The organism is Edwardsiella tarda ATCC 15947 = NBRC 105688 (assembly GCF_003113495.2).
Lineage (GTDB): Bacteria > Pseudomonadota > Gammaproteobacteria > Enterobacterales > Enterobacteriaceae > Edwardsiella > Edwardsiella tarda.
The window spans coordinates 2,976,697-2,991,368 of record NZ_CP084506.1; the positions used below are offsets into that span (position 1 = coordinate 2,976,697).

The following is a 14,672-nucleotide window of genomic DNA, read 5'->3' on the forward strand; positions in this document are numbered from 1 at the left end:
AGCGCGCGGATTAACGCGCATTCTGCCGCCACCATTCGGCCAGCATAATCCCGGTCGCAACCGACACGTTCAGACTCTCTACGCTACCGGTGCCGCCGATGGAAATGCTCAAATCACCTTGACGCAACGTACCGTCAGACAGACCATCCCCTTCATGACCCACGACCAAGACGATCTTCGCCGGCAACGTCGCGCGATGTAATTGCGTCGTTCCCTTATGGCTCGACGTCGTCACGATGGTATAACCGGCACGACGGAAGGTATCCAGCGTAGCGGCAAAATCCTCCGCATCAATGGCCTGGACATGCTCGGCGCCCCCTTCGGCGGTACGCACTGCCGCCCCCGACTCCAATGCGGCACTTTCTGGCGCCATGATGCCACGGATGCCGAAATGGGCACAGGTACGCATGATACCGCCCAGGTTATGCGGGTTTGCGACATTCTCCAGCGCTAACACACAATCGACCGCCTGCTCAGCCTGTGAGGCCAGATACTGCTGAGCGTCGAGAGAGCGACGCTTCTTGATCAGGAAGCAGACGCCGCCATGATGATCGGTACCGGAAGCCTTAGTCAGCTCGGCATCATCGACCACATGGTAAGCCTTACGATTGGCCGCCATCCAACGCAATGCATCACGGAAACGCGGGGTAACCGACTGCAAGAACCAGGCGCGGACGATCGCCTCCGGGCGGCTAGCAAAGAGCGCCTGACAGGCATTCTCACCATATACACGCGTCTCTTCGGCGCGCTGACGACGCAGCTGCTCGGGATCGATAAAGCTTTTGCCGCTGATGCCGCCATGGTCGCTTCCCACTCCCTGATCCGGGCTATCACCCAGCGCAACGGTTCGCCACGGTGAACGCTCACCGCTCGGCTTATCCGCACGTGCCGGACGTCCGCCGCGCTCATTACGCGAGCGATCATTACGCGGGCGATCACCACGATCACGATCGCCACGACCACGCTCGGGGCGCTCACCCCGTCCACCTTGTCCCTGACGTCCCTTGCCTGATGGGCGCGACGAACGCGCGTCCGTCGTATCCGCATCGCGGACGTACATCACTTTTACCTTACCGTTCTTGCCATTCAAAGAGTCGTTCATTGCTTTCTCCACCTACGCGCAGGGCGCGAAGATTACCTGATGTGAGAACCCGTTACCATACGCCTAGGATAAAAGCTCTAGTCTATTATAGTCATTGAATAAATCTGATTGTGATAACGAACATTCAGAAGAATAATAATTAACATCTATGGAACATCGGTGGCGACGACGCCCGACGTTTCACCGTTTTCTCTCCGAGGGTAATCATGAATACTGTTTGTCCTGCCTGCCATACTACCAACCGAATCCCCGATGATCGCTGTAACGAACAGGCGAAATGTGGCCGCTGTGCTCATCCGTTGTTCGATGGCAAGGTCATTGAAGCTAAAGCCGAAACGTTGGACACGCTCCTGCAAGACGAGATGCCGGTGCTGATCGACTTCTGGGCACCGTGGTGCAGTCCATGCCAGGCTTTCGCCCCGATCTTCGCCGCCGTCGCCGCCGAGCGGGCCGGACAGGTACGCTGCGTGAAGGTGAACACCGAAGATCAACCCGCGCTTAGCACGCGTTTCCGCATCCGTAGCATTCCGACCATCATGCTGTACCGTAATGGTCAATTGGTCGATATGCTCAACGGTGCCATGCCGCAGGCACCGTTCGATGCCTGGCTTGACGAACAATTGGCAAAACAGTCCTAATGATACACGGCCCGGAACACTCCGGGCCGCTTAGCACTGTACCCAAGGGAGGCGCTTGTTTAAAATAGCGCTTTTGCGCATCCTCCCGAGATAATCATGTCCCCCAATGCCGTACTGCGCCTACGGGCCGAGCGTCTACGCCAGTCGACCCGGCCGTTTCATGCCCGTGGCTGCCGTGTGCAACGCTGCCAACGTTGTCTACTGCCTGAGATACACTGCCTATGTGCGACCCTGGCGACCTACCCGGCACGTAGCCGCTTCTGCCTGATGATGTACGATACCGAGCCGCTGAAACCGAGTAACACGGGACGCCTTATCGCCGACGTACTGCCAGATACCCTGGCCTATGGCTGGTCACGGACCCAGCCGGATCCGGCCCTCCTGACTCTGCTCGCCGATCCCGCCTACCAGCCCTATGTCATCTTCCCCGGTAGCTATGCCGAACCACAGCGCGTCGTCACCCAAGTCACCGCCGAGGCGGGACGCCGTCCACTGTTCATCATGCTGGATGGCACCTGGCCCGAAGCCCGTAAGATGTTTCGTAAGAGCCCTTATCTAGACGGCTTCCCGGTTCTCTCCATCAATATGGCGCAGGCGCCCGGCTACTTACTGCGCGAGGCACAGCGACCAGAGCAGTATTGCACCGCGGAAGTGGCGACGGCGTTGTTGGCCCTCGCCGACGACGCAGATGCCGCGCAAGGGTTACTACAACACTTCACCCATTTCCGGCGACAATATTTGCTAGGTAAATCGCACCCTCCGACAGGAAACACTGCACAGGCGGAATAAAGCCTCTACTATCATGCCATCCGGTGCGTTTTAATACGCTCACCAGCGGGTTACCCGTTCAGGAGGATGGCATGAGTCAGCGCAGTCTCGAGTCCCTGCTACGTCCCAAATCCATCGCCGTCATCGGTGCCTCCAATCAGGCTGGCCGCAACGGCCATCTGGTCATGCAGAACCTGCTGCGGGGGGGCTTCAATGGCCCGGTGATGCCCGTCAATCCTCGCTATCAGGCGGTATGCGGTGTACTGGCTTATTCGTCGATCGAGGCGTTGCCGATGGTGCCAGATCTGGCCATCCTGTGTGTCAACCCCCGACGTAATCTGACACTGATCGCCGAGTTGGGCGCCAAGGGCTGCCGAGCCGCGATCGTACTCGCCTCACCGGCGAGCCAGGCACAGGCGCTGAAGCAGTGCGCCCAGCAGCACGGCGTACGCCTATTAGGTCCCAACAGCCTAGGGGTGTTAGCCCCGTGGCAAAAGCTGAATGCCAGCTTCTCACCGGTCCCAATCTTGCCGGGTCGACTGGCCTTCATCTCTCAGTCGGCTGCGGTCTCCAACACTATCCTCGATTGGGCGCGTCAGCGTGAGATCGGCTTCTCGCTGTTCGTGGCATTAGGCGATAGCCTGGATAGTGACGTCGACGAGTTGCTGGATTATCTGGCTCGGGATGCGAAGACCGGCGCTATCCTGCTCTATCTGGAACATCTGCACGACGCCCGACGCTTTCTGTCCGCAGCACGTAGCGCGGCACGCAATAAGCCGATTCTGGTGATCAAGAGTGGTCGATCGCCACAGGCACGCTACGTTCTGGGTGAAGCGCCCGGGCTCGACATCGCCTATGATGCTGCCATTCAACGCGCTGGCCTGCTACGCGTACAAAATACGCATGAGCTGTTTTCTGCCGTCGAAACCCTGAGCCACATGCGCCCCTTACGCGGCGAGAAACTCCTGATCATCGGCAATGGCGCGGCACCGATCGCCATGGCATTGGACGAACTACAACGGCGTAACGGCCACCCCGCCGAGACGGATGAGGCATTACGCAACGCGCTGTCTGGCGGACTGCCGGACGATGCCTATCTACAGGGCCCCATCGACCTACGCGATGACGCCACACCAGCACGTTACCGCAGCACGCTACAGCAGGTACTCGATAGTCATTGCTACGATGCGCTATTGATTCAGCATGCACCTAGCGCCGCCGCTCCCGCGACCGAAACGGCACAAGCACTGATCGAGACACTACGCGATCATCCGCGCGCCAAGCATATTACGCTGATGACCAACTGGAGCGGCGAGAGTACCTCGCAGGAGGCGCGCCGACGCTTTAGCGAGGCGGGCATCCCAACCTATCGTACACCGGAGGGCGCCATCACGGCCTTCATGCATATGGTCGAGTACCGGCGTAATCAGAAGCAGCTGATGGAAACCCCCGCGCTACCGGCAGGATTGCCCGCGAATAGCGCGCTGGCACACCGCCTGTTAGCCCAGGCTCAGGCCGACGGCCTCACCCGCCTCGATACCCATGAGGTCCGCGATATCTTGGCCTGTTATGGTCTAGAGACGCTTCCCGGCTGGATTGCCAACGACAGTGCCGAGGCGGTGCACATCGCCGAGCGAGTCGGCTATCCCGTCGCCCTCAAGCTACGCTCACCGGATATCGCGCATCACTCGGCGATCCAAGGGGTAATGCTCTATCTGCGCAACGCGCAAGAGGTCGAACAGGCCGCCAACGCCATCTTCGATCGTGCCCGCCAAGCCTATCCCCAGGCCCGTATCTTCGGTCTCTTGGTGCAGAGTAGCGCCAACCGCATCGGCGCGCAGGAGCTGCGTATCTGTGTCGAGCACGATGCCGTCTTCGGCCCGCTGATCCTGCTGGGTGAGGGTGGTGCGCAATGGGATAGCCAACGTGACGCCGCCGCCGCCCTGCCGCCGCTCAACATGAATCTGGCGCGCTACCTGATCGTGCAGGCGCAGAAAAACGGCCAGATCCGCCGTGGTACCCCATTAGCCGATCTGGATATCACCGGCCTAAGCCAGGTGCTGGTACAAGTGTCAAACCTGATCGTCGACTGTCCCGTCATTCGTCGTCTGGAGATCGATCCGTTACTCGCCAGTGGCGGGGCCTTTACCCTGTTGGACGCCACACTCCATCTGATCACGCCCGATACGCCGCCCGCTCGCCTCGCCATCTGCCCCTATCCGCATCGATTGCAAGAGTCCGTCACCCTACGCGATGGCAGTGCTTGCCTGCTACGGCCGATCCTGCCGGAGGATGAGCCGCTATTGCAGCAGTTCATTCAACGCGTCAGTAAAGAGGATCTCTATTACCGCTACTTCAGCGAGATCAATGAATTTACTCATGAAGATCTCGCTAAAATGACCCAGATCGACTACGAGCGGGAGATGGCTTTCGTTGCCGTACAAAGTACACCGCAGGGCGAGGCGATCCTCGGTGTCACCCGCGCGCTGATCGATCCCGATAACATCGAGGCGGAGTTTGCCGTGCTGGTTCGCAGCGATCGTAATGGCCTCGGGTTAGGGTTTATTTTGCTGGATAAATTGATCCGCTATGCTCGCCAACGCCAACTACAACGACTGCTCGGCATCACCATGCCAACCAATCGCGGCATGATCGCACTGGCCCGTAAGGTGGGATTTAAGGTGGAAATTCTGTTGGAGGACGGAATCGTCAATCTTTCTCTACCGCTGGCGACGGATGCCGCGCAAGGCAGCGAAAAATGCTGAGACAATTTCGGCAAATCGTGGCAAAACATACGCAACCAGATAAAACTAGTGTTATTATCGTCCGATTCCGTTGGTTAAACTGAGCGTGTGCGACTGCCGCGCTGCACTATGACAAGAGAAGAAGCGCACTGTGATGTTGTCCAAATTTAAGCGAGCCAGACATCAACAACACCTTGCCCAGCTACCGAAACTCCCGCAACAAGTCGGCGAGGTGGAAACGCTGTTTGCGCCGGCGGATTTCCGCCAGGCGTTGCTTGAGGCCATTGGCCAAGCGACCCAGCGGATCTACCTGGTTGCGCTGTATCTGGAAAATGATGACGGTGGCCGGGATGTGTTGAACGCGCTCTATCAGGCCAAACGTCAACGCCCGCAGCTCGAGATCTTCGTGCTAGTCGACTGGCACCGTGCCCAACGGGGCCGTATCGGTGCCGAGGCCAGCAACACCAATGCCGATTGGTACTGCCACATGGCCCGCGAGAATCCCGATGTCATCGTGCCGATCTATGGCGTCCCGGTCAACACCCGCGAAGCCTTGGGAGTACTGCACCTAAAAGGATTTATCATTGATGATCGGGTGATCTACAGCGGCGCCAGTCTTAATGATGTCTATCTGCATCGTCATGACAAATACCGTTACGATCGCTACCACTTTATCAGTAACCCGCGTCTGGCCGGGGTCATGTGCCAATTTGTACAGTCCACGCTGCTGAGCAATCCCGCGGTGCAACGTCTCGATCGTTGCGATCGTCCGAAAAATCCAGAGATCCGCAATGAAACTCGTCAATTCCGTCATACCCTGCGCGATAGTGGTTACCACATCCCTGCCGAAGCGAGTAATGACGAGTTGGCGGTGACCCCGTTGGCGGGTCTGGGTAAACAAAACATCCTGAATAGAACGATTCATCATCTGATCTGTAGCACCGAGCACAAGCTGACCCTTTGTACGCCCTACTTTAATCTACCTGCGTTACTGGTTCGTGACATCATCTCACTATTACGCCAGGGAAAGCAGGTCGAGATCATCGTGGGGGATAAGAAGGCCAACGACTTCTTCATCCCAGAGAATGAACCGTTCAAGATCATCGGCGCCCTGCCTTATCTCTACGAGATAAACCTGCGCCGCTTCCTCAGCCGTTTGCAGCCCTACGTCGATAATGGCCAGCTCACGGTGCGTTTGTGGCGTGATGACGACAATACCTATCATCTGAAAGGCATGTGGGTTGACGATCGCTGGCAACTGATCACCGGTAATAACCTCAACCCGCGTGCTTGGCGCCTGGATCTAGAGAATGCCATCCTGATCCATGACCCCCAGGGTGAAATCCAGCATCAACGCCAGGATGAGTTGGCATGTATCCGCCGCCATACGCAGGTGGTGCGCCACTATGAGGAGCTGGAGAATATCCAGCACTATCCGTTAAAGGTACGTAAGCTGATCCGCCGTCTACGCCGTATCCGCGTCGATCGCCTGATTAGCCGCATCTTATAAGCGATGACCAGGCCTCCTCCAGGAGGCCTTTTTCTTACCCGCCCCATCGCCTATCGCGTCCTCGTTTATACTTAGCAACATCCCACCGCCATCATCGGGGAGTGTTGCTATGCCCGCGCTACTCCGCCTTACCCTACCACTATTCGCCTGGTTATGCTGCGGCCTACTCTACGCCGCAGAACCGCGCCTGGATCCAGATCCCGCCCAAGAGGCGCGTACCGTGACCATTCTCCAACAGCCGGTGGTAATGCTACAGGCAAAGTTCGGCCTTGATACCCCCGAAGAACGGGTCAAACAGACGGCACAGCATCTCCGTGCTATCACCCCGGCCGATCTACGGTATCCGATTCAGATCACCGCGGCCACCCGTTACGGGCAACCCGTCCGCCTCTTTTCAATCCAGGGAAAGCCACTGTTACTGCTGGCTCAGCAGGATCTGGATATCGGCGACGATCTGACGCTGGATCAGGCGGCCGAGCGTGTGCAACGCCGCTTGGAACAACTACGCAGTGCTTTGATCGAACAGCGATCGCCCCATGCTCTGATGATCGCCGGCGCTAAGTTGGCTGGCGGAACGGCATTACTCGTTGGTCTACTCTGGCTATCCCGTCGTCTACAAAAACGTCTACGGAGCCACTTCGCGATACAGATCATCCAGCACCGCGGCTGGATCCCCTATAAGCTGCGTACCTATCTCGGCCATATCGAACGACGCATTAGTACCATGCTGCTCATCGTGGTCTGCAGCATCGCCAGCTACATTTGGTTAATCTGGGCCTTAAAGCTATTTCCGATGACGCGTTATTGGAGCTATACCCTGAACCATTCGAGTCTGGCGGAGGCCAGTCTGCTTTTACAGGCGCTCTGGGACGTCATGCCGAATCTCCTGGTACTACTCGCTATCTTCATTCTGACACTACTGATTCAACGCATGCTGCGCCTACTGTTCCTACGCGTCGAGACTGGCCGCCTCAAGTTACCCGGCCTCTATCCCGATACTGTCGGCGCAACGCGACGTCTACTGAGTGTCATCATCTGGTTATTCGCCCTCTCTCTCGCCTATCCCTTCTTCCCCGGTGCCGATACACTCGCCTTTAAGGGAGTTAGCGTCTTCTTCGGGCTGATGATCACGCTCGGTTCGGCTGGTTTGGTCAGCCATGTCATGAGTGGATTGGTCTTGATCTACTCCCGCGCCTTACACCAAGGGGACTATGTCCGTATCGGGGAGTACGATGGTTTTGTCAGCGATATCGGGATCCTGGCGACTAAGCTGAAAACGCGGGAAGGCTATGACGTCACCATTCCCAATGCCGTCGTCGCTAGTGGCAAAATCATCAACCTCAGTACGCATGCCCGCCAAGGCGGCATCATTATCACGACCAGTGTCACTATTGGTTATGACGTCCCCTGGCGCCAGGTGCAGGCAATGCTCACTCTCGCAGTACAACGTACGGAGGGGATATTGCATGAGGAGGCACTGCGCATCCGCCAGACGGAACTGCAAGATTGGTATGTCAGTTATGAGCTACAGACAGAGATCGCCGCGGGTGAAGCACCAGCGCAGGTAAAAAGTACGCTGCACGGCCATATTCTGGATGTGTTTAATCAGTTTGGCGTGCAGATTATGTCGCCGCATTTCGTGATGCAGCCTAAGGAGGCGGTGTGGGTCAAACCGGAGTCCTGGTTTTCCGCGCCGGCGTATCCCCCGAACGCGGCCACGGCAGACGAGGTGGGATCAGCAGAGAAATCCTCTGCGACAAATCGCCCATGAGCCCAAAGAGCAGGTCTTCATAAGGAACAATAGAAAAAGAAAAAGCCCCACGCATCAGCGTGGGGCTTTTTCTCTATTTGATGCCTGGCAGTTCCCTACTCTCGCATGGGGAGACCCCACACTACCATCGGCGCTACGGCGTTTCACTTCTGAGTTCGGCATGGGGTCAGGTGGGACCACCGCGCTATCGCCGCCAGGCAAATTCTGTTTCACCAACCGCCCTCTCAGGCCATCGGTTCCAATCTTGAACAAGCTAAATTCGTCTCTCTAAAACACCTTCGGTGTTGTAAGGTTAAGCCTCACGGATCATTAGTACTGGTTAGCTCAACGTATCGCTACGCTTACACACCCAGCCTATCAACGTCTTAGTCTTAAACGTTCCTTTAGTGGACTCAAGGTCCAAGGGAAGACTCATCTCGAGGCAAGTTTCGCGCTTAGATGCTTTCAGCGCTTATCTCTTCCGCACGTAGCTACCGGGCAATGCAATTGGCATCACAACCCGAACACCAGCGGTGCGTCCACTCCGGTCCTCTCGTACTAGGAGCAGCCCCTCTCAATCTTCCAACGCCCACGGCAGATAGGGACCGAACTGTCTCACGACGTTCTAAACCCAGCTCGCGTACCACTTTAAATGGCGAACAGCCATACCCTTGGGACCTACTTCAGCCCCAGGATGTGATGAGCCGACATCGAGGTGCCAAACACCGCCGTCGATATGAACTCTTGGGCGGTATCAGCCTGTTATCCCCGGAGTACCTTTTATCCGTTGAGCGATGGCCCTTCCATTCAGAACCACCGGATCACTAAGACCTGCTTTCGCACCTGCTCGAGCCGTCACTCTCGCAGTCAAGCTAGCTTATGCCTTTGCACTAACCTCCTGATGTCCGACCAGGATTAGCTAACCTTCGTGCTCCTCCGTTACTCTTTGGGAGGAGACCGCCCCAGTCAAACTACCCACCAGACACTGTCCCTATCCCGGATTACGGGACCAGGTTAGAACATCAAACATTAAAGGGTGGTATTTCAAGGTCGGCTCCATGCAGACTGGCGTCCACACTTCAAAGCCTCCCACCTATCCTACACATCAAGGTTCAATGTTCAGTGTCAAGCTATAGTAAAGGTTCACGGGGTCTTTCCGTCTTGCCGCGGGTACACTGCATCTTCACAGCGAGTTCAATTTCACTGAGTCTCGGGTGGAGACAGCCTGGCCATCATTACGCCATTCGTGCAGGTCGGAACTTACCCGACAAGGAATTTCGCTACCTTAGGGACCGTTATAGTTACGGCCGCCGTTTACTGGGGCTTCGATCAAGAGCTTCGCCTTGCGGCTGACCCCATCAATTAACCTTCCAGCACCGGGCAGGCGTCACACCCTATACGTCCACTTTCGTGTTTGCAGAGTGCTGTGTTTTTATTAAACAGTTGCAGCCAGCTGGTATCTTCGACTGGCTTCGGCTCCATCCGCGAGGGACTTCACCTACATGCCAGCGTGCCTTCTCCCGAAGTTACGGCACCATTTTGCCTAGTTCCTTCACCCGAGTTCTCTCAAGCGCCTTGGTATTCTCTACCTGACCACCTGTGTCGGTTTGGGGTACGATTCAGTGTTATCTAGAGCTTAGAGGCTTTTCCTGGAAGCAGGGCATTAACCACTTCAGCACCGTAGTGCCTCGTCATCACGCCTCAGTGTTAAAGATAACCGGATTTGCCAGGTTATCACACCTACACGCTTAAACCGGGACAACCGTCGCCCGGCCGGTCTAGCCTTCTCCGTCCCCCCTTCGCAATAACACCAAGTACAGGAATATTAACCTGTTTCCCATCGACTACGCCTTTCGGCCTCGCCTTAGGGGTCGACTTACCCTGCCCCGATTAACGTTGGACAGGAACCCTTGGTCTTCCGGCGAGCGGGCTTTTCACCCGCTTTATCGTTACTTATGTCAGCATTCGCACTTCTGATACCTCCAGCAGCCCTCACAGGCCACCTTCACAGGCTTACAGAACGCTCCCCTACCCAACAACACATAGTGTCGCTGCCGCAGCTTCGGTGCATGGTTTAGCCCCGTTACATCTTCCGCGCAGGCCGACTCGACCAGTGAGCTATTACGCTTTCTTTAAATGATGGCTGCTTCTAAGCCAACATCCTGGCTGTCTATGCCTTCCCACATCGTTTCCCACTTAACCATGACTTTGGGACCTTAGCTGGCGGTCTGGGTTGTTTCCCTCTTCACGACGGACGTTAGCACCCGCCGTGTGTCTCCCGTGATAACATTCTTCGGTATTCGTAGTTTGCATCGGGTTGGTAAGTCGGGATGACCCCCTAGCCGAAACAGTGCTCTACCCCCGAAGATGAGTTCACGAGGCGCTACCTAAATAGCTTTCGGGGAGAACCAGCTATCTCCCGGTTTGATTGGCCTTTCACCCCCAGCCACAAGTCATCCGCTAATTTTTCAACATTAGTCGGTTCGGTCCTCCAGTTAGTGTTACCCAACCTTCAACCTGCCCATGGCTAGATCACCGGGTTTCGGGTCTATACCTTGCAACTAGACGCCCAGTTAAGACTCGGTTTCCCTACGGCTCCCCTATTCGGTTAACCTTGCTACAAAATATAAGTCGCTGACCCATTATACAAAAGGTACGCAGTCACACCCCGAAGGATGCTCCCACTGCTTGTACGTACACGGTTTCAGGTTCTATTTCACTCCCCTCGCCGGGGTTCTTTTCGCCTTTCCCTCACGGTACTGGTTCACTATCGGTCAGTCAGGAGTATTTAGCCTTGGAGGATGGTCCCCCCATATTCAGACAGGATAACACGTGTCCCGCCCTACTCATCGAACTCACAGCTGTGCACCTTCGTGTACGGGGCTATCACCCGGTATCGCGCGACTTTCCAGACGCTTCCACTAATGCACAAACTGATTCAGGTTCTGGGCTCTTCCCCGTTCGCTCGCCGCTACTAGGGGAATCTCGGTTGATTTCTTTTCCTCAGGGTACTTAGATGTTTCAGTTCCCCTGGTTCGCCTCGTTAAGCTATGTATTCACTTAACGATAGTGCAACGAATTGCACTGGGTTTCCCCATTCGGACATCGCCGGCTAATAATGCTTCATATCAGCTCACCGACGCTTATCGCAGATTAGCACGTCCTTCATCGCCTCTGACTGCCTAGGCATCCACCGTGTACGCTTAGTCACTTAACCTCACAACCCGAAGGTGTTTCACTTCGTGCTGCAAGCATTTGAGAGACTCTCGAATCACTTGTTAAAAGCAATTCGATTGTTTTCGAATTTTCAGCTTGTTCCAGATTGTTAAAGAGCAAAATATTGCAAACATGACTCGTAAGTCCGTTTTGCAATATTGTTGGCACCGTCTTTCACCCGATACCGCAAATGGCGTCCCCTAGGGGATTCGAACCCCTGTTACCGCCGTGAAAGGGCGGTGTCCTAGGCCTCTAGACGAAGGGGACACTGGGTCGACTTCGCAGACGCTTTGCTCGAACATCTATCAGACAATCTGTGTGAGCACTACACAATATTTCGTATCTTCAGGTAAGGAGGTGATCCAACCGCAGGTTCCCCTACGGTTACCTTGTTACGACTTCACCCCAGTCATGAATCACAAAGTGGTAAGCGCCCTCCCGAAGGTTAAGCTACCTACTTCTTTTGCAACCCACTCCCATGGTGTGACGGGCGGTGTGTACAAGGCCCGGGAACGTATTCACCGTGGCATTCTGATCCACGATTACTAGCGATTCCGACTTCATGGAGTCGAGTTGCAGACTCCAATCCGGACTACGACGTACTTTATGAGGTCCGCTTGCTCTCGCGAGGTCGCTTCTCTTTGTATACGCCATTGTAGCACGTGTGTAGCCCTACTCGTAAGGGCCATGATGACTTGACGTCATCCCCACCTTCCTCCAGTTTATCACTGGCAGTCTCCTTTGAGTTCCCGGCCGAACCGCTGGCAACAAAGGATAAGGGTTGCGCTCGTTGCGGGACTTAACCCAACATTTCACAACACGAGCTGACGACAGCCATGCAGCACCTGTCTCAGCGTTCCCGAAGGCACTCCCGTATCTCTACAGGATTCGCTGGATGTCAAGAGTAGGTAAGGTTCTTCGCGTTGCATCGAATTAAACCACATGCTCCACCGCTTGTGCGGGCCCCCGTCAATTCATTTGAGTTTTAACCTTGCGGCCGTACTCCCCAGGCGGTCGATTTAACGCGTTAGCTTCGGAAGCCACGCCTCAAGGGCACAACCTCCAAATCGACATCGTTTACAGCGTGGACTACCAGGGTATCTAATCCTGTTTGCTCCCCACGCTTTCGCACCTGAGCGTCAGTCTTCGTCCAGGAGGCCGCCTTCGCCACCGGTATTCCTCCAGATCTCTACGCATTTCACCGCTACACCTGGAATTCTACCTCCCTCTACGAGACTCTAGCTTGCCAGTCTTGGATGCAGTTCCCAGGTTAAGCCCGGGGATTTCACATCCAACTTAACAAACCGCCTGCGTGCGCTTTACGCCCAGTAATTCCGATTAACGCTTGCACCCTCCGTATTACCGCGGCTGCTGGCACGGAGTTAGCCGGTGCTTCTTCTGTAGGTAACGTCAATTGCACGTGCTATTAACACGCACACCTTCCTCCCTACTGAAAGTACTTTACAACCCGAAGGCCTTCTTCATACACGCGGCATGGCTGCATCAGGCTTGCGCCCATTGTGCAATATTCCCCACTGCTGCCTCCCGTAGGAGTCTGGACCGTGTCTCAGTTCCAGTGTGGCTGGTCATCCTCTCAGACCAGCTAGGGATCGTCGCCTAGGTGAGCCATTACCTCACCTACTAGCTAATCCCATCTGGGTTCATCTGATGGCATGAGGCCCGAAGGTCCCCCACTTTGGTCTTGCGACGTTATGCGGTATTAGCTACCGTTTCCAGTAGTTATCCCCCTCCATCAGGCAGATCCCCAGACATTACTCACCCGTCCGCCGCTCGTCGGCGAGGAAGCAAGCTTCCTCCCGCTACCGCTCGACTTGCATGTGTTAAGCCTGCCGCCAGCGTTCAATCTGAGCCATGATCAAACTCTTCAATTAAAAGCTTGATGCTCAAAGAAATTAAACTGTTTATTCGTAATGAATTAACTGCTGTCACTCTTCAAGACTTTAAATATTTTGGCATTCCGAGGAATGCTTAATACGAATCTTGCGAGTGCCCACACAGATTGTCTGATAATTTGTTAAAGAGCATCGCCGCGAGAACTCGTTAAGTTGTCGTCGGCGTGGGCTGCGTATATTACGCTTTTCGCCCGCAGAGTCAAGCATTTATTTTTGCTTTCTCTGCCTGACTGGGCGACATTGTTGTCGTTGTTCCCGGTCAGTGGTGGCGCATTATAGGGACTTCTCGCGAGGTGACAAGTCTTAATTTCAACTTTTTTATCACCTGCGCCATTTTCGACCAAAGCGGAGAAATAAGCGACTATTGGCGAGCTTTAATCGCCTGTGGCAACTGTGCCAGGCTATCCAGCACCAAATCGGCTAACGCTTCCCCATCAGCAGTCAGTGGCTTGCCACTACGCACCAGCACCTTGCTACCGACACCCGCCGCCTGGGCGGCCTGGAGATCCTCAAGCTTATCGCCAACCATATATGAGGCCGCCATATCAATATGTAGGAAACGCTGTGCATCCAGTAGCATCCCCGGCTGTGGCTTACGGCAGTCACACTGCTGGCGATACTCCGCCACCGTTCCCTCGGGGTGGTGCGGGCAATAATAGATACCATCCAGATCCACCCCGCGATCGGCCAATGACCAATCCATCCACTCGGTCAGATGCATAAACTGTTCTTCGCTAAACATACCACGCGCAATGCCTGACTGATTGGTGACCAGCACCAGGGCGTACCCCATCGCCTTCAGCTCCCGCAGGGCCTCAATCACCCCATCAATAAACTGAAAGTTATCGCTATCGTGTACATAACCATGATCGACATTAATGGTGCCATCACGGTCGAGAAAAATGGCAGGGATCTGCTGAGCCACTTGGGTATTACTCCTCAAAACTGAAATCGGTACACAGTATCGCACGTTTTAGACCAAAAAAGAGCGCATCATCCTGGTCGTTGATTAGTTGACTTAGACGTCTAGA

Annotated in this window: 7 protein-coding genes, 1 tRNA gene and 3 rRNA genes; 5 read left to right on the forward strand and 6 right to left on the reverse strand. The window is 55.3% G+C overall.

Translation table 11 applies throughout. The features are described from left to right. Positions 1-10: 10 nt before the first annotated feature. Positions 11-1,102 carry a tRNA/rRNA methyltransferase gene (locus DCL27_RS13775; RefSeq protein ID WP_005294794.1) on the reverse strand — a complete coding sequence of 364 codons (1,092 nt, stop codon included), beginning with the start codon at positions 1,100-1,102 and terminating at the stop codon, positions 11-13. A 206-nt stretch (positions 1,103-1,308) separates the two neighbouring features. Here DCL27_RS13775 and trxC point away from each other — a divergent pair, with 206 nt between their 5' ends. From trxC to DCL27_RS13800, 5 genes are all read left to right on the forward strand, one after another. Further along, positions 1,309-1,740, forward strand: coding sequence for a thioredoxin TrxC (gene trxC, locus DCL27_RS13780; protein WP_005294791.1), 432 nt, complete (start codon positions 1,309-1,311; stop codon positions 1,738-1,740). 96 nt (positions 1,741-1,836) lie between these two features. Then, positions 1,837-2,529 carry a tRNA-uridine aminocarboxypropyltransferase gene (locus tag DCL27_RS13785; RefSeq protein ID WP_005294789.1) on the forward strand — a complete coding sequence of 231 codons (693 nt, stop codon included), beginning with the start codon at positions 1,837-1,839 and terminating at the stop codon, positions 2,527-2,529. Positions 2,530-2,600: 71 nt separating this feature from the next. After that, entirely contained in the window at positions 2,601-5,273 is a 2,673-nt protein-coding gene (locus DCL27_RS13790; RefSeq protein WP_035597822.1) for a bifunctional acetate--CoA ligase family protein/GNAT family N-acetyltransferase, read from the forward strand. A gap of 133 nt (positions 5,274-5,406) precedes the next feature. After that, positions 5,407-6,762 carry a CDP-diacylglycerol--serine O-phosphatidyltransferase gene (gene pssA / locus DCL27_RS13795; RefSeq protein WP_005282390.1) on the forward strand — a complete coding sequence of 452 codons (1,356 nt, stop codon included), beginning with the start codon at positions 5,407-5,409 and terminating at the stop codon, positions 6,760-6,762. A gap of 109 nt (positions 6,763-6,871) precedes the next feature. Beyond that, a complete protein-coding gene (locus tag DCL27_RS13800) occupies positions 6,872-8,533 on the forward strand; it encodes a mechanosensitive ion channel family protein (protein WP_035597819.1) in 1,662 nt (553 codons plus the stop codon). 82 nt (positions 8,534-8,615) lie between these two features. Here DCL27_RS13800 and rrf read toward each other — a convergent pair. From rrf to gmhB, 5 genes are all read right to left on the reverse strand, one after another. Further along, positions 8,616-8,731, reverse strand: a 5S ribosomal RNA gene (gene rrf, locus DCL27_RS13805). A gap of 90 nt (positions 8,732-8,821) precedes the next feature. Continuing rightward, positions 8,822-11,729 (reverse strand): 23S ribosomal RNA (locus tag DCL27_RS13810). 190 nt (positions 11,730-11,919) lie between these two features. Continuing rightward, a tRNA-Glu gene (locus DCL27_RS13815) sits at positions 11,920-11,995 on the reverse strand. Positions 11,996-12,078: 83 nt separating this feature from the next. Then, positions 12,079-13,620: ribosomal RNA gene (locus tag DCL27_RS13820) — 16S ribosomal RNA — on the reverse strand. The 16S, 23S and 5S rRNA genes sit together here with 1 tRNA gene alongside, the layout of an rRNA operon. Positions 13,621-14,002: 382 nt before the next feature. Continuing rightward, the gene (gmhB, locus tag DCL27_RS13825; protein ID WP_005281816.1) at positions 14,003-14,566 is read right to left on the reverse strand and encodes a D-glycero-beta-D-manno-heptose 1,7-bisphosphate 7-phosphatase; all 564 of its coding nucleotides are present in this window, start codon (positions 14,564-14,566) and stop codon (positions 14,003-14,005) included. Positions 14,567-14,672: the final 106 nt, after the last annotated feature.